Below are 15,319 nucleotides of genomic sequence, written 5' to 3' on the forward strand. Positions count from 1 at the left end.
ACATGTTGAAACCACCTTACGACGACACGCCCGACCTGCGTCAGGCCATCATCGATGCCTGCCTGGAGATGAACCGGCGCGGCATCAACCAGGGAACTTCCGGCAATATTTCCGCGCGCGCCGGAAACCGGATGGTAATCACGCCGTCCGGCATTCCCTATGACCGCTTGACACCGGACATGCTGGCGTCACTGCCGCTGGACGGTGACGGACCGGCCGAAGGACCATATCCGCCCTCCACCGAATGGCAGTTCCACCTGGCGCTGCTGAAGGCAAAACCGGAAATGCATGCCGTCGTCCATGCCCATCCGGTTCATTGCACGGCACTCTCCATCAACCGGGAGGAAATCCCGGCCTGCCACTACATGATCGCGCTTTTCGGCGGCAACACGGTGCCCCTGGCAGACTACGCGCTCTTCGGAAGCGACCGGCTCGCAGAGGCCGTTGTCGAAGTCATGACAGAGCGAAGCGGCTGCCTGATGGCCAATCACGGCGCCGTGGTGACGGGCGAAACGCTGGAGAAGGGGCTTTGGCGCCTGGAAGAGCTGGAAGTGCTGGCACGCGCCTATATTCTCAGCCGCACCATCGGCACGCCTCATATTCTCTCGGCGGGCGAAATCGATGAAGTTCTTGGAGCTGTAGCAAATTACGGCATCAAGTCAGCCTAAACCGACGGTCAGGGCCTGGCTGGATCTGCTCAAGACAATCCCCGGCACTTCTATCCGACAAACAAAAAGCCCGGCATCGCTGCCGGGCTTTTCCGTTTTCAGATCTCGATGAGACCGGAAGACTTAGTCGTCGGACTGCTGCTTCAGAGCCGCACCCAGGATGTCGCCGAGGGAGGCGCCGCTGTCGGAGGAGCCGTACTGAGCGACAGCTTCCTTCTCTTCGGCGATTTCCAGGGCCTTGATCGACACGGTGACCCGGCGGGTCTTCTTGTCGAACTGGGTGATGCGGGCGTCGAACTTGTCGCCAACGGAGTATTTTTCCGGGCGCTGTTCTTCGCGGTCACGGGAGAGGTCGGCACGACGGATGAACGCGGTCAGGTCGCTGTCTGCGATCTTGACGTCCAGGCCACCGTCTTTGATTTCGACGACTTCACAGGTGACAACAGAGTTCTTGCGAAGTTCGCCGGCTGCACCGGATTCCATCGGATCGCCGGAGAGCTGCTTGATGCCGAGGGAGATACGCTCCTTGTCGACGTCAACGTCCAGAACGACGGCCTTGACCATGTCGCCCTTCTTGAACTCTTCGATGACCTGCTCGCCCGGACGGTTCCAGTCGAGATCGGACAGGTGAACCATGCCGTCCACGTCGCCGTCGAGGCCGATGAACAGGCCGAATTCGGTCTTGTTCTTGACTTCGCCTTCGACTTCGGTGCCGATCGGGAACTGTTCGGCGAACGCATCCCACGGGTTCTGCAGGGTCTGCTTGAGGCCCAGGGAAATGCGGCGCTTGACCGGATCGACTTCCAGGATCATCACTTCGACTTCCTGGGAAGTGGAAACGATCTTGCCCGGATGGACGTTCTTCTTGGTCCAGGACATTTCGGAAACGTGGATCAGGCCTTCGATGCCCGGCTCCAGCTCAACGAATGCACCATAGTCCGTGATGTTGGTCACGCGGCCGGCAAACTTGGCTTCGATCGGGTATTTGGCTTCGATGCCATCCCACGGATCGGTTTCCAGCTGCTTCATGCCGAGGCTGATGCGATGCGTTTCCTGGTTGACGCGGATGATCTGCACCTTGACGGTCTGGCCGATGGTGAGAACTTCCGACGGATGGTTGATGCGGCGCCACGCGATGTCGGTGACGTGCAGCAGGCCATCGATACCGCCGAGGTCGACGAACGCACCGTAGTCGGTGATGTTCTTGACCACACCTTCGACAGTGTGCCCTTCTTCCAGGCTCTGGACCAGTTCCGAACGCTGTTCGGCGCGGGTTTCTTCCAGAACAACACGGCGGGACACGACGATGTTGCCGCGGCGCTTGTCCATCTTCAGGATCTGGAACGGCTGCGGGGTGTGCATCAGCGGGGTCACGTCGCGCACCGGACGGATGTCCACCTGCGAACGCGGCAGGAAGGCAACAGCGCCATCCAGATCGACGGTGAAGCCGCCCTTGACCTGGTTGAAAATCTGGCCGTTGACTTTTTCGTTGGCTTCGAAAGCAGCTTCGAGGCGAACCCAGCTTTCTTCGCGGCGTGCTTTTTCGCGCGACAGAACAGCTTCGCCGAGAGCGTTTTCGACACGCTCCAGGTAAACTTCAACTTCGTCGCCGACGCCCATTTCGCCGTCGCGGCCTTTCGCGCCGAATTCCTTCAGCGGCACGCGGCCTTCGACCTTCAGGCCGACGTCGATGACGGCGAGGTCTTTTTCGATGGCAACGACGGTGCCTTTGACAACAGCACCTTCGTAAAGGTCGTTCTGGACGAAGGACTCTTCGAGAAGAGCCGCAAAATCCTCGGTGGAGGGATTAAAATCAGTCAAGTCGTTCTCCTGGCGCCTTTTGGCGCGCCGCCGGCGGGTTGGTGTTGCACTCCGGATCGTCTGTCTCCCGGGATCGCGTTTCGCTGATCCTTCCGCTCAAAAAGCGGGCCGGCGGGGCGGGAGCCGGAAAATCCGGTCTCGTCACAGGGCGCCAGTTGGCGGCGTCCTGCCGAAATTGAGTTTGTTCTTAGATCAAGAACCAGAGGCCTGCGGCCACTTTGCTCCGGATGCACAAACAGGGGCACACCAAGGGTGAGCCCCACGTCCTCTAGGCATCCCTGGCGCGCGAAACGATATCCACAGCCGCCTGGAACGCGGTCTCTATATCCATTTCTGTCGTATCAAGCAAGACCGCATCGTCCGCTTGTTTCATCGGAGCCACCGTTCTTTGGCTGTCGCGCTCGTCCCGGCGCTTCAGATCATCCAGTACGGAGGCGTAAACGGCCTCCTGTCCCTTGGAGATCATCTCGTCGGTGCGCCGTCTGGCGCGCGCCTCGGGCGAGGCGGTGACGAAGAGTTTGACGGTCGCATGCGGGCAGACCACGGTCCCGATGTCGCGCCCGTCCAGGACAGCGCCCGGCGGCGTTTCGGCAAAGCGTCGTTGCAGGTTGACCAGCTCTTCCCGCAGACCGCCGAGAACGGCAATGCGCGAGGCGGCTTCACCGATCTCATGTGCTGACAGGACGCTCTTGTCCATCTGGGCTAGGTCCAGGTTCTGCGCGATCTCGATGGCGATCGGTTCGTCGCCAAGCGGCAGGCCCTTGGCCAGCAGGGCCGCGGCGACGGCCCGGTAGGTCAGGCCGGTGTCCAGGTGGCGCAGGCCGAAATGATCCGCCAGCCGCCGGGAGAGTGTGCCTTTGCCGGACGCGGCCGGACCGTCGATTGCAATGATCATGCAGCCTCGCTGGGTTGGGCGGAAATCCGGGCGCCGAGGCCTTCAAACAGCGTCGTGAAGGTCGGGAAGCTGGTGGCGATGACCGCGCCATCGTCAACAGTCACCGGCTTGTGGGCGGCCATGCCGAGCACCAGGAAGGACATGGCGATGCGGTGATCAAGATGGGTCACAACGGTGCCGCCGCCGATGTCGTTGGCACCGCCGGTCACCGTGAGCGTGTCCTCGGTTTCACCGCAAGGGATGCCATTGGCTTCCAGGCCCCGGGCAACGGCGGCCAGCCGGTCGGATTCCTTGACCCGGAGTTCGTCCAGGCCCGGCATGAAGGTATCGCCCTCGGCAAAGGCCGCGGCAACGGCCAGCACCGGGTATTCGTCGATCATGGACGGCGCGCGGCTTGCCGGCACGGTGATGCCTTTCAGCTTGCTGGCCTTCACGCGCAGGTCGCCGACTTCCTCGCCGCCTGTTTCGCGCCGGTTGACGATCTCGATGTCGCCGCCCATTTCGATCAGCGTCGTGATCAGTCCGGTGCGATGCTCGTTCAAAAGCACGTTTTCAATCGTGATGTCGGAGCCCGGTGTGATCAGCGCCGCCACCAGCGGGAAGCCGGCGGAAGACGGATCGCCGGGCACATCGATGTCCTGCGGTTTCAGCTCCGGCTGGCCCTGCAGGCGGATCACCCGCTCGCCGGCGTCGTTCAGAGAAACGGAAATCTCGGCGCCAAAACCCTTCAGCATCTTCTCCGTGTGATCCCGGGTCGCGATCGGTTCGATCACGGTGGTCACGCCCGGCGCGTTGAGCCCGGCCAGAAGCACGGCGGATTTCACCTGGGCGGAGGGCATGGGCACGCGGTAGGTCAGAGGCAGGGCCTGTTCCGGTCCGCGGATCGAGGCCGGAAGGCGGTCGCCGTCACGGGCGATCACGTTTGTGCCCATGTCGCGCAGCGGATCGAGCACCCGGCCCATCGGCCGTCCGGACAGCGACGCATCGCCGACAAACGTGGCGGCAATGTTGTGGCTGCCGAAAATGCCCATGGTCAGGCGCACGCCGGTCCCGGCATTGCCGAAATCGATGACATGGTCCGGCTCCAGCAGGCTGCCGAGACCGATGCCGTCGACGGCGTAGCTGCCGTCATCGTGTTTCTCGATGGTGGCGCCAACGGCGCGCATGGCGTCGGCGGTTGCCAGAACGTCCTCGGATTCAAGCAGGCCGTTGACGGTGGTGCGGCCGACGGCCAGGGCGCCGAACATCAGCGAGCGGTGGGAAATGGATTTGTCGCCGGGCACGCGGATCGTGCCGGTAAGGGGAGTGCCCATGCTCGAGGTGAGTGGCGTGGGCGTGGAAGCATGTGACATTTTCGAATGTCCGCAATTTCAGGGTCTGGACCCTTGTCGGTTGTCAAAAGGTGTCACGTCCTATCACGCAGATGCGGCTTCGTCATCTTCTCTGGCCGCATTTCTCCGGTCGAGGAAAGTTCGATGCATGGTGGGCAAGCGTGGGATAAACCGGTCTGGTGGTTGAAATTTAACCCGCAACGTGCAGAACAATGGGCGAAGTAACGAATTTCCCCCGATTAGCCTTTGACAGGGAAACCTCTTGAGGCTATGGGGCTGCCCACTAATTCAAGTCGTCCAATAACTACGAAGGGTGAGCACAGTGGCAAAACCTGAACTTGGCACCAAGCGGCTGTGCCCGAGCTGCGGCGCGAAATACTACGACCTCAACCGGGACCCGATCACGTGCCCGAAATGCGGCACGATCTTCGAGACCGTCATGACCTCCCGTGCCGCCAAGGCGGCCAAGGCTGAAGAAAAGCCCGAGGATGATGAGGACGAGGACGACGCAGCGGCTCCGGAAATCGTCACGCTGGAAGAAGCGGACGCGGAAGCCGAGGGCGGCGACGACGTGCCGGACATCGACGGTGATGATGATGTCGAGCTGGATGATGACGACAGCTCGGATGACGACGTCTTCATCGACGACGAGGACGAAGACGAGGACAGCGTGCCGGGCATCCGCGTCGAGATCGACGAAGACCCGGATCAGTAAGCTATTGATCAGGCAGAGTTTTTGCTCTGCCTGATCTTTTCCACAAGCCTGGCGGAATTTAGTGCGATTTTCTGCTTGATCTTGTGCGGAGGTGTGACTATAACCCGCCTCCATCGACGCCGGCGACCCAAACCGGCACCAAATGGACTAGGGGCCATAGCTCAGCTGGGAGAGCGCTTCGCTGGCAGCGAAGAGGTCAGGGGTTCGATTCCCCTTGGCTCCACCATTTCTCTTTAAAAGTTACTGATTTTTGAGGCCTTTTTGCCAACGCGAAAAATCGGCCCATCATTCAGCCCATCATATTGTAGTGTTTCCACAGCTGCTCCACGATGAGCGCTAAGACGTTCGCTTGATCTTGCAAACGCAGGAAACAGCAACTAGCCTCATTTCATCACAGGCAGCACATAGCGGCCTAACTATTTTCCCCTGAGCGCAGGACGTGCTTGCTAACGACGGACCGAGACGATCGGTTCCTAGGAGGCGGTATGTCTAACGAAGAGCAGTCTTCTCTGTTCCCTGATTCAGGTTTCTCTGAACCGGGCGCGACTTCCTCAGCAAGGAAGCACTCCAATAAGAACGATACGGGAGATACGCCTCCCAGAAGACAAACACAGGCGAAGCCTGCCAAATCAGTCGATAGCAGGCAAGCAAAGCCCTCTCCAAAACCAGAGTCGCCTGGTGATGCGGTTTATTTGTCTGACAAACAGGTCGCAAAACGCATTTCCATAAGCAAGGCAACTGTTTGGCGCTGGGCCAAGAGCAATCCGGACTTCCCGAAGCCCATCGTCTTTTCCAAGGGTGTCACCCGGTGGAGCCTGGACGATCTTCTTGTCTTTGAAGCGCGCAGGAAGGGGGAAGCGAAATGACTTCCCCACCTGAAAGAAAACCCAAACGCCGCAAGAACCTAAAGAGCAGTCGAATTGCGCGCGCAAACTGGTTCTATACCCGTCCGGAAACGTGGAAACTCTTTGGCATTTGCCCAAACACGCTGAGAAACTGGGAGGCACAGGGACTGAAGCCAATTGAGCCCGAAGGCAGACTTTTTCTGGGCTCTGACTTGAATGCGTTTCATTCAAGGCGCCGCAAGCAAGTCAAAAATCCTTGTGCTTCCCATGAGGTTTTCTGCACGGCTTGCAAATCAACCCATTCGTTGCTGAACGAGCCTTTCAAGGAAGACCCTCTTAGTCGTTTTACCAGCCGTGTTGCCTTGACTTGTCCGAACACGGGGAAACTCTGCAGTTCGTTTGTGCGCAAGACTGTTCTGGACGAATTGAGACAAAGGCTGGAATCCAAATCCAGTTCGGAGACTCCCGATTAAGGAGTCTCCGCAACCATCACTCCAATTGCGTGATCTCCATAGTTTCAGGAAAGGTCCGTTCATGCAGACCGAAAACGCTTGGGCGCTCTACCACTATCAGCAGCACATGAAAGAGGCGAAAGGATTGGACGCCAAGACCATCGACGCACGTCTGCGCCATGTCCGTCATTTCGAGGCGGCCCTACAGGGAAGACTGTTTCGAAACCTCACGAGAAACGACATAAGTCGCTACAAATCTGGCTTGATTGAGCCTGATTGCGCCAAAGCGCAAAACAGCGACAAGAAGGCTGCTGCAACGGTTGTTCAGATGTGCCGGAACCTGAAGTATTTTCTCAACTGGTTGCTGAACCAAAAGTCTTATCGTTCCATGGACAGAACCCTGCCAGACTATTGCGAGCCCCCGAGACGGCAAGTCGCTCTTGCAAGAGCGAAAAGAGAAAAGCATGTCCCAACCATAGGTGAAATCCTGACGCTGCTCTCAAGCATGCCGACAATGACAACTTGTCAACGAAGGGATCGCGCCGTTGTTGCTTTTTTGGTTTTGACGGGTGTTCGTGATGGCGCGCTGGTCAGCTTGCGTCTGAAGCATATTGACCTTGAGGAGAGGCGCGTGTTCCAGGACGCCAATGAAGTCAACACAAAAGCCTCAAAAACAATACCGGTGTTTTGGTTTCCGGTGGACGAGGCATTCCAAAAAATCGTGATTGATTGGGTGCTTGAACGACGCGCTGTGGCAGTGTCCGAGGAAGAGCCGCTATTCCCTCGATCACCTAGCGCCCTGCCTGGGCATACGCCAGAGGATTGGTTTTGGACAACAGCTGCTCCGGTGCGAAAGATTCTGAAGACCGCGACGAAGCGAGCCGGCATGTCCTACTTCGTGCCTCACTCCATTCGTTCCACGCTGGCGAGGCAGTTTGATCAGATCTCACGCACATGGGAGGAGCGAAAGGCGCTCAGTCAAAACCTTGGCCACGAACATATTCGCACGACGGAAGAACACTATGGGAAGTTGGATCTTGAGCGGCAACGAGAACTCATAGAAGGTTTGCACAACCGTCCAGATATGAGTGACTTTGAAATGCTTTCGCAAAGGTTCACCAATGCTAACGCTGAGAGACGGGAGATGGCACTCAAGGTGTTGGAATTGAAGTAATTGTGAAAACGACATGGCAGTCGCGGAATGCTGCAAGTTGCAAGTAATTTGTAGCATATAAGATCGGTAAAGCAGTATTGTTAATTATCAAAGCGCCAGCAAGCTGAAAGATCAATTTCCTAAATTTTGATTTACTTGTGCCGAGATGTATTTGAACAGTGTTGCCTAATAGGTCTTGCGGCTTTGGCCCCTTGAGCCTGTTCTGGGGTAAAGCGGCGTGCAAGTTTACCGCGGTCTTGGTGGCTCACGCCTATCCCGTTGCACCAACACCGCAGCTTCACTGCGCGATCCTCTGTTCGAGCTTGCATAAACGAGTTGGGTGTTAAATTCTTGGCCTCGCACACTTCTTCAACGGTCAAGAGGACGCCTATTCGACAATGAGACCCTTTGGATTCGTCTGCTGTGCTTTGATGCTCGGTTTTGGCGCTGGGTGTTCGGGTCTGGCCTATACACCAGTCCCGGACATCCTTGTGAACCGGGTTGAGGTGTCAGGGTATGAAGGCACTGCTATACGCGTTGATCCCGATACCAGCCCCCAAATCCTGACAAGTCACTTTGAAACGGCGTACCGACAGCTTGCGCGCCATGGACATCGTGGTCCCTTTGATATTTTGTCTGTTTCCGGCGGCGGAGAATACGGTGCTTTTGGAGCCGGCTTTCTGGTCGGTTGGAGCGAACGTGGTACACGGCCAGACTTTGAAGCTGTGACTGGGATCAGTACGGGAGCATTGATCGCACCTTTTGCATTCTTGGGTCCCAAATACGACCCGCAGCTTCAGGAGGTCTATACGACGATCTCCAAGAAAGATGTGTTCTCAACGTCGCCTGTCGCAGGCCTTTTGTTCGGCAACGCGCTCGCCAGCTCTGCTCCGCTCGAGCGCACGATCCGCCGCTATGCGACCGAGCCGTTCATTGCCGAAATAGCAGAAGAACACCGCAAGGGACGGCGCCTTTTGATCGGAACCACCAATCTGGACGACGGCAAGCCTGTTGTCTGGGACATTGGCGCGATTGCCGCATCTGACTCAGCAACGAAACAGGACCTCATTGTCTCCATACTGTTGGCCTCTGCTTCCATTCCAGTCGCCTTGCCACCCGTGGAGATATCGGTGGAGACCGGCGGGGAGGTCTTTACGGAACTTCATGCCGATGGCGGCACATCGACACAAGTCTTTGCCTATCCGCCCTCTATACGTTTGCCGAGCGTCGCACGCCGTGCCGGGATCACCGGACACCACCGTGTCTACATGATTACCAACGCCAAACTCGCACCGGACCGGAAACCCGCCAAGAACTCCGTGCTGGGCATTGCCGAGGCCAGCGTCACCTCCGTGTTAAATGGTCAGCGGCTTGGCGATGCCTATCGCATCTATGCTGCAACCCACAGGGATGGCGCGCAGTTCAGACAAGTGGCCATTGGGCAAGATTTTACCCAGGAGCCTTCAGAGCCCTTTGACACCCGTTTCATGCAGACGCTTTTTGAGTACGGACGGGAGACTGCAAGAGATCCGGATCCGTGGCGGTCGCGGCCATTGGGATTGGCCCGGTAGTTGTCAGGGAGAGGCTATTCGCGCAATGAGCAGCGCCAATTGGGAACATGAACGGAGAGAGTATGCGGTTTTCTGAGAAATGGCAGACGGCATTTGAGGCCAGAGACAGGCCCGCCTTTTGCAACTTGATTGATGATGACTTTGAATTTATCCGGCACTTGTCCGGGACTGCGCTGGGCAAGGAAGAGATCATCAATATCTGGACCAAGGACGGGCCGCGCCCGGAACGGCGGGACTACAGAATAGTCTACGAGAATGATGAGCTCCTCGTTTCTCACCAGTTTATTCACTTTCCCAACGGCTCTTCCGAGTCTGTTCTGGTGGTCATGCTTTTGAAAAACGGCAAACTTACCCGAATGGAAACGGGGGCAACGCCAATGCCCTCATGAGCGCTGGGCAGCTATCATCGGTGGAAGAGTTGACTTGAAATTGTATCCGCCAACTGGCCGCCCATATAACAATCTCTCCGGGCACAGGTGGAAGCACATTCTAATTCTGGAGGCGATCGACCTTTGGGTGACTTGATACTCAACATCCAACTTGAAAAACTTCTATGGATTGTGGTGGTTCTGACCGTTGTGATTACACGGTCCTGGCTAGCGCGCGGCTGCGTGGCCGTTCTGTCCCACCTTGCGTGCCAATTCGATCTAACGCTCAGCGATCAAGCAAAACAGCGGCTTGCGGCCCCGATGAGCTTGTTGCTTGTGAACACGGTGGTGCTGTTCGCATTCACTGTCCTTAAGATCTCCGGACCTTACAGTCCCGTTCTGCTGCGGTTGCTTCAGACAACCACCATCTTATCGCTTTTTGTTGTGCTATATGTTTCGGCCTTGCTGGTGGCTGAGAACTTCAACCAACGACTATCAGCAGACCAAGTGGCCCAGAATAATTGGTTAGCACAAATCGTCCGGTTCATTGTCGTGTTCTTGGCATTTGTGGTGGCTCTGAAGATCTGGGGCGTTGACTTGGGCCCTGCCCTGACGGGCCTTGGGCTTGCAGGCGCGGCTGTTGCATTTGCTGCACAGGACCTCATTCAGAATCTCATCGCAGGATTGACCAACAATGGTGAGCGGAGATTCCGAGCCGGCGACTGGATCCGGCTTGAAGATGGGACAGAGGGAACGGTCGAGAAAATCGACCTTCGCTCGACAACGATCCGTCGGTTCGACAAGGCGCCCATTCACATTCCGAATGCCAAGCTTGCCGGCAGTTCGCTTACAAATTTCGCGCAAAGGCCGATGCGGCGCATAAAATGGGAGATAGACCTTACCTACCAGACAAGGCCTGAGGTAATAGAAGAAATCTGTACTGCCATTCGCGACTACGTCGATGCGGCAGAGGGTTTCGTGCAGTCGAACCAGGTTCCCGTTTCAGTCTTTGCTCATTCTTTCAAAGAGTCGTCGATTTCCGTTCTGATTGACTGTTTTGTGATAGGAACCGACAGGGAAGTGTACCGCCAAGCCTGCCACAGTCTGCTCTTGGAGATCATGCGCATTGTCGAGCAGAACGGCGCCTCGTTCGCCTATCCGACCAGGTCCCTCTACATGGAACCACCCGCATAACTCTGCTGGTGTAGAGGCCAGATTGTGATTGTGTCCGATCTGTTCGAAGCCCGTTCCGACCTGCCGTCGACCTTGACCAGCACATAGGTCAAGACCTGAGAAATTCTATTCAGCCAAGTCATCCTGCGGTACTGTTTTGATGTCAGAAAAGGAAGTAACCATGCCTGCTGCCGATGATCTCAGGAACGAGATAAATCACCTGAAAAAAGATGCGGATGCATCAAAAACAAGGTCTCGAAAACGCCGGCCAAAGAAGGCTACTCCTGAAGAAGACGCACCTACCGAACCGCAGCTTGACGCAAGTGGGATGGATCTTGATGAACTCTCTCAAAGGTTGAGTGAATTGGTTAACGACGCTGAGGATGACATCCGCCGGAATCCGCTCATCGCTGTTGCGGGAGCGTTTGCCCTTGGACTGGTTGTTGGTTCGATTCTGCGGCGCTAGGAGGACGGTATGGACAGCATTGTGCGGACGATGCGTATTATCTGGCGCGCCGAGCTTCTGATCGTTGAGGCAAAGGTTCGCGTTGCCGTCAGGCAAATAGGTGCAACGGCTTTTGCTGCGCTTGTTGGTGTTTTTGGACTTGGCATGCTCAACGTTGCCGGCTTTTTTGCTCTGCAGGAGGCATGGGGCTCGGTTTACGCCGCACTGGGCGTTGCCGCTGTCGACTTGCTCTTAGCGGTTCTGGTGTTGGTATGGGCATCGCGGCTGTCCACTGGTGCCGAGTTGGAGCTTGCGCGTGAGGTTCGGGATGCCGGTATTCAAGAACTGGAAGCCAAGGCAGATCATATACAAGAAGAGGTCGAAGCTGTCCGGGACGAGTTGCTTGCACTCAAGGACAGTCTGCTGACTTTTTCCAGGAACCCCAGGGATGCTGCGATTAACAACCTCTTGGCACCGCTGCTGACCTTGTTGATAAAAACATTGTCAAAACGAAAAGATTGAGCGGGCGGAAGGGATAAAGGGTCGTGGGCAGTTTATGGTCCGACCGAAGTACAGCTTTGAGGTGAACTGTAGCGCAATGGTCGGATCGTCACCACGGTTTTTGGCTGCTGCTCAAATTTGCGCTGCTTTACTCCTTGCTTGTCGACTTTTCGTCATGCACCTGTTTGAGTTCGTCCCGAAGATTTTCGATTTTTTGTTGTGTTCTCTTTTTCGCGCTGGGCGGACCAGGTTTTTTCTGCCCGGGCTGGTGTCTGGTTTTGTCGACATCGCCGTCCGCCGATAACAAAATTGCAAAGGGCCGCAAGGCGGGTATATCACGGAATAGAATCACCAGGGACGCCGTGATCGGAACGCTCATGAAGGCGCCGGCCACGCCCCAGATTGAGCTCCAGAAAGTGAGTGCCACAATCACGGTAAAAGGGCTGAGGTTCAATGTGTTGCCCATGAATTTGGGCTCAATGATGTTTCCGACCGTAAATTGGACACCTCCGCAAAGAACCACCACAACCAAGAATGGCGTTATGGTTTCGAATTGAAGCAGCGATATCAGCGCTGGAAAAACAACACCGAGGATCGAGCCAACCGTCGGAATAAAATTCAGCAGAAAAATCATAAGCGCCAGGATTTCTGAAAAATCGACCCCCAGAAATCTCAGAACCAGATAACAGAAGAAACCTGTCAGCAGACTGACAACGGTTTTGATCCAGACGTATCTTTTGATTCCATGGCCAACTGAAGTAATGACTTCCTGAACATTTTTTTCTTTTTCAGGGTCTGGAAACAAGTAGCCCAGTTTCTTGGTAATCATGCCACGTTCGGCAAGCAAGAAAACGGAATACATCAGCACCAGTCCCAAGCTTCCAAACAATCCACTGACCGAGCTGGCAAGGGCAGCAGCCTGTGCTGAAAAATCCATGTCGGTCAGGAATGCACTCATGTGCTCAACTTGTTGTTCACCGATAACTGTCGAGAGTTGGCCCAGTATTTCGTCAAAGCGCTCGCTGTATTTTGGAAGCGCATCTGCAACAACATCCAGTTGACTGGAAAAGACCTGACCGAATGCGTAAACGAGGAGAAAGAAGGCTGATATCGAAACGGTCATGGCGGCCCAGTTGGGCAAGCCGTAGTGTTGAAGTCGCGTGATTCCTGCGGAAATCAAGGTGGTCAGCAGACCAGCGATCACCAGAGGAATGAGAAAACCGCTTCCGTACACCAGCAGAGCCAGAAGGCCGCAAAGCCCCAAGATCACAAGGGCTGCTGTCCGGAATTGCTGTCCGTCATGTTCTGTTTTCTGTGCCATTTTCGAATTATAGCCGTTAGAACGCAGTTGGCATGAGGAATATGCAGGGCCTGTGGTCTGAGCTCACCGAAGCCAATCATGATTGATGTGCATTCCGCATGCAGATTTGAATCTGGTTTTTGCCGCCTTGTTCATGCGCTTCCGCTTCGACACGCTCACGAATTCAACTTTCGCCGTAGCCCTCAATCCAGCGACCGCTGTTGGCTCGTTGCCTATGTCACGGGCTGGCGACAAACGATCCGCCGTTCGCCTTGTAGTCCTTCAGAATATCAGATATCGGCGCAGCTTTTTCACCGTGTGCCCGGGCAAGATACAAATGGATTTCCTGCTCAAAGACCTTGGTGGCCAAATTCGAGAGATGTGGCGCCAAGACTGACAGGTTTGCACCTTCGATCAAGAACCCGTCGATCCTTCCAAGGTCGAACATGTCGATCAAGCGATCCACGTTTGGAACGGTCTCTACGACATCAAAAGTTCCATCGGTCTTCAGGACATTTTGCATCCATTCGCGCCCCGCCGTGATGCCGATGCGCTTGTTCGGGGCCCCCAGTAAGTCTTTAAGAGGTTCCCTTCCTTGAGAAACGAGATAGCCCGTTCCTATGAGAACAGGCTCTTCCACAATGACGACCTGGTCGTTTTGGGCAAGATAGGCTTTGGAGCGTAACGCGACACCGTCCAGATGTCCGGAGGCAATCAAGGGAGCAATCCGGTTGTTAGGCATGTCGACAAGACGTATGCACCAGCCATCGCCATTAAGAACTTGCTCAAGTTGATCCGCCACCTGGGCAACCGCACGTCCGTTTTCCGTTGAATAGGCCAGTTTCAGGCAATCGCTTTGCGCAAAAGCGATTGATAGGGGAAAACAGATGAGAGAGAAGGACAGGGCAAATAGAATTCGTTTCATGATGGTTTGTGTCTCAATGGGAGTTTGCTCTCTTTGAAAGAAACCAGGAAACGGATCACCATCTTGCTGGCACAGAGGTTGCAGCAGTTTTGGTTTCCTGTTCAGCGCTGTCGAAAATGGCCCCTCTTGTTTAGAGAGAACCCGCTCTTTCACGCTCAATTCGTGCGCATGTCATGCACGTTTGGTTGTCACCGGGTTGCGCTCGGCCGCTGGCTTCCTCCCAGGACCACCTGTAATAACCCAGGCTTTATCCCGAATGTAAACTCTGTTCCCCTGACAGGTTCACCGTCAAGATTAAGGGGCAACGGTTCTCGGGTTCTGACGACAAGCTTTTTGATCTGACGATAATGCAGAATGCGGTTTTCGTTGCTGAATGGATCTCTGATTTCCTGAACAAGGCGTTCGATGCGTCCGTCATCTGGAGCTGCAACAACGGCGACGTCTAGCAATCCATCGTCCAGTCTGGATTTTGGGGCAACGTCAAAGCCTCCTCCCGCGAACCGTCCATTGCTGACTGCGATCAACAGAAGTCTGCCTTCTTCGGCCTTGCCGTCGTCGAGGATAACTTCGGCCTCATAAGGAGATAGTTGATGTGCCCTGATAAGGCCCATAAGAGAATAGGCGGCTCCTCCCAGGAGTTTCTTGAGCTCTGTCGGGGTGGTTGACGTCACCTCGGCTCCAATCCCGCCGCTGGCGACGTTCAGGAAGGCTCTGCCGTTGACGGTCCCAACATCGATGGAAACTGGTTCTCCAGCGCAGGCTAGTCTAAGTGCCTCGGTCGGTTTGTTCGACGGTATCTCCGCTGCGCGCGCAAAATCATTTGCCGTCCCAAGGGGCAAAATCGCCAGCGCCACGTCTTCCTGGGCATCATGCTTCAGGATAAGGTTGGTCATCAGATTGATTGTGCCGTCGCCGCCGGCCGCAATCAGCCTGTTTGCCCCGCTTTTCAGCGCATTTTCGAACAATCTTGAAATGTCATCGCTGTCCCAGGGGATAATCACATCCAGATCGTGACCTTCGGAGCGGACAACGTCCACGGCAATGGCTATGTCCTCGCGCAGGCAGTGTTTCTTGTTCAGCAAAAGAACTGATTTGCACATCAGTCTGCACCCTCTCATTGGACACAGTTCGGGTGGGCAGGACCAAACCTGCTGAC

Annotated in this window: 15 protein-coding genes and 1 tRNA gene; 10 read left to right on the top strand and 6 right to left on the bottom strand. The window is 55.8% G+C overall.

Features of this window, described 5'->3' with window-relative positions:
• Positions 1–2 precede the first annotated feature (2 nt).
• Positions 3–668 (top strand): class II aldolase/adducin family protein, encoded by a 666-nt coding sequence (locus CHH27_RS22280; protein WP_094073538.1) that lies wholly within the window; start codon positions 3–5, stop codon positions 666–668.
• A gap of 123 nt (positions 669–791) precedes the next feature.
• Here the strand turns inward: CHH27_RS22280 and rpsA are convergent, their stop codons facing one another.
• From rpsA to aroA, 3 genes are all read right to left on the bottom strand, one after another.
• Positions 792–2,546, bottom strand: coding sequence for a 30S ribosomal protein S1 (rpsA, locus tag CHH27_RS22285; RefSeq protein ID WP_094073539.1), 1,755 nt, complete (start codon positions 2,544–2,546; stop codon positions 792–794).
• A 211-nt stretch (positions 2,547–2,757) separates the two neighbouring features.
• On the bottom strand, positions 2,758–3,384 hold the full coding sequence (gene cmk / locus CHH27_RS22290; RefSeq protein ID WP_094073540.1) for a (d)CMP kinase: 627 nt from the start codon (positions 3,382–3,384) through the stop codon (positions 2,758–2,760).
• Positions 3,381–4,736, bottom strand: coding sequence for a 3-phosphoshikimate 1-carboxyvinyltransferase (gene aroA, locus CHH27_RS22295; protein ID WP_094073541.1), 1,356 nt, complete (start codon positions 4,734–4,736; stop codon positions 3,381–3,383). The genes cmk and aroA overlap by 4 nt, the downstream gene beginning before the upstream one ends.
• A gap of 301 nt (positions 4,737–5,037) precedes the next feature.
• Between aroA and CHH27_RS22300 the strand changes: the two genes are divergently transcribed.
• The 9 genes from CHH27_RS22300 to CHH27_RS22335 all read left to right on the top strand — a co-directional run bounded on the left by CHH27_RS22300 (position 5,038) and on the right by CHH27_RS22335 (position 11,959).
• Positions 5,038–5,430, top strand: coding sequence for a TIGR02300 family protein (locus tag CHH27_RS22300; protein WP_094073542.1), 393 nt, complete (start codon positions 5,038–5,040; stop codon positions 5,428–5,430).
• A 150-nt stretch (positions 5,431–5,580) separates the two neighbouring features.
• A tRNA-Ala gene (locus tag CHH27_RS22305) sits at positions 5,581–5,656 on the top strand.
• 259 nt (positions 5,657–5,915) lie between these two features.
• Positions 5,916–6,296, top strand: coding sequence for an AlpA family transcriptional regulator (locus CHH27_RS27785; RefSeq protein WP_157739042.1), 381 nt, complete (start codon positions 5,916–5,918; stop codon positions 6,294–6,296).
• Between the two features lie 513 nt (positions 6,297–6,809).
• Positions 6,810–7,901: a site-specific integrase gene (locus CHH27_RS22310; protein WP_094073543.1), complete on the top strand. Its 1,092-nt coding sequence runs from the start codon at positions 6,810–6,812 to the stop codon at positions 7,899–7,901.
• A 377-nt stretch (positions 7,902–8,278) separates the two neighbouring features.
• Entirely contained in the window at positions 8,279–9,451 is a 1,173-nt protein-coding gene (locus CHH27_RS22315) for a patatin-like phospholipase family protein (RefSeq protein ID WP_094073544.1), read from the top strand.
• A gap of 62 nt (positions 9,452–9,513) precedes the next feature.
• Entirely contained in the window at positions 9,514–9,840 is a 327-nt protein-coding gene (locus CHH27_RS22320; RefSeq protein WP_157739043.1) for a nuclear transport factor 2 family protein, read from the top strand.
• Between the two features lie 123 nt (positions 9,841–9,963).
• The gene (locus tag CHH27_RS22325; RefSeq protein ID WP_094073546.1) at positions 9,964–11,013 is read left to right on the top strand and encodes a mechanosensitive ion channel family protein; all 1,050 of its coding nucleotides are present in this window, start codon (positions 9,964–9,966) and stop codon (positions 11,011–11,013) included.
• Positions 11,014–11,173: 160 nt separating this feature from the next.
• The gene (locus tag CHH27_RS22330; protein WP_094073547.1) at positions 11,174–11,458 is read left to right on the top strand and encodes a hypothetical protein; all 285 of its coding nucleotides are present in this window, start codon (positions 11,174–11,176) and stop codon (positions 11,456–11,458) included.
• A 9-nt stretch (positions 11,459–11,467) separates the two neighbouring features.
• Complete coding sequence (locus tag CHH27_RS22335; protein WP_094073548.1) at positions 11,468–11,959, top strand: hypothetical protein; 492 nt, start codon at positions 11,468–11,470, stop codon at positions 11,957–11,959.
• A gap of 127 nt (positions 11,960–12,086) precedes the next feature.
• On the opposite strand, the gene CHH27_RS22340 is transcribed toward CHH27_RS22335, so the two are convergent.
• The 3 genes from CHH27_RS22340 to yegS all read right to left on the bottom strand — a co-directional run bounded on the left by CHH27_RS22340 (position 12,087) and on the right by yegS (position 15,263).
• Positions 12,087–13,259: an AI-2E family transporter gene (locus CHH27_RS22340; protein ID WP_094073549.1), complete on the bottom strand. Its 1,173-nt coding sequence runs from the start codon at positions 13,257–13,259 to the stop codon at positions 12,087–12,089.
• Positions 13,260–13,476: 217 nt separating this feature from the next.
• The gene (locus CHH27_RS22345) at positions 13,477–14,316 is read right to left on the bottom strand and encodes a hypothetical protein (protein WP_157739044.1); all 840 of its coding nucleotides are present in this window, start codon (positions 14,314–14,316) and stop codon (positions 13,477–13,479) included.
• Positions 14,317–14,351: 35 nt separating this feature from the next.
• A complete protein-coding gene (gene yegS / locus CHH27_RS22350; RefSeq protein ID WP_157739045.1) occupies positions 14,352–15,263 on the bottom strand; it encodes a lipid kinase YegS in 912 nt (303 codons plus the stop codon).
• Between the last annotated feature and the right edge of the window lie 56 nt (positions 15,264–15,319).

The sequence above is a fragment of the Labrenzia sp. VG12 genome (assembly GCF_002237595.1).
Lineage (GTDB): Bacteria > Pseudomonadota > Alphaproteobacteria > Rhizobiales > Stappiaceae > Roseibium.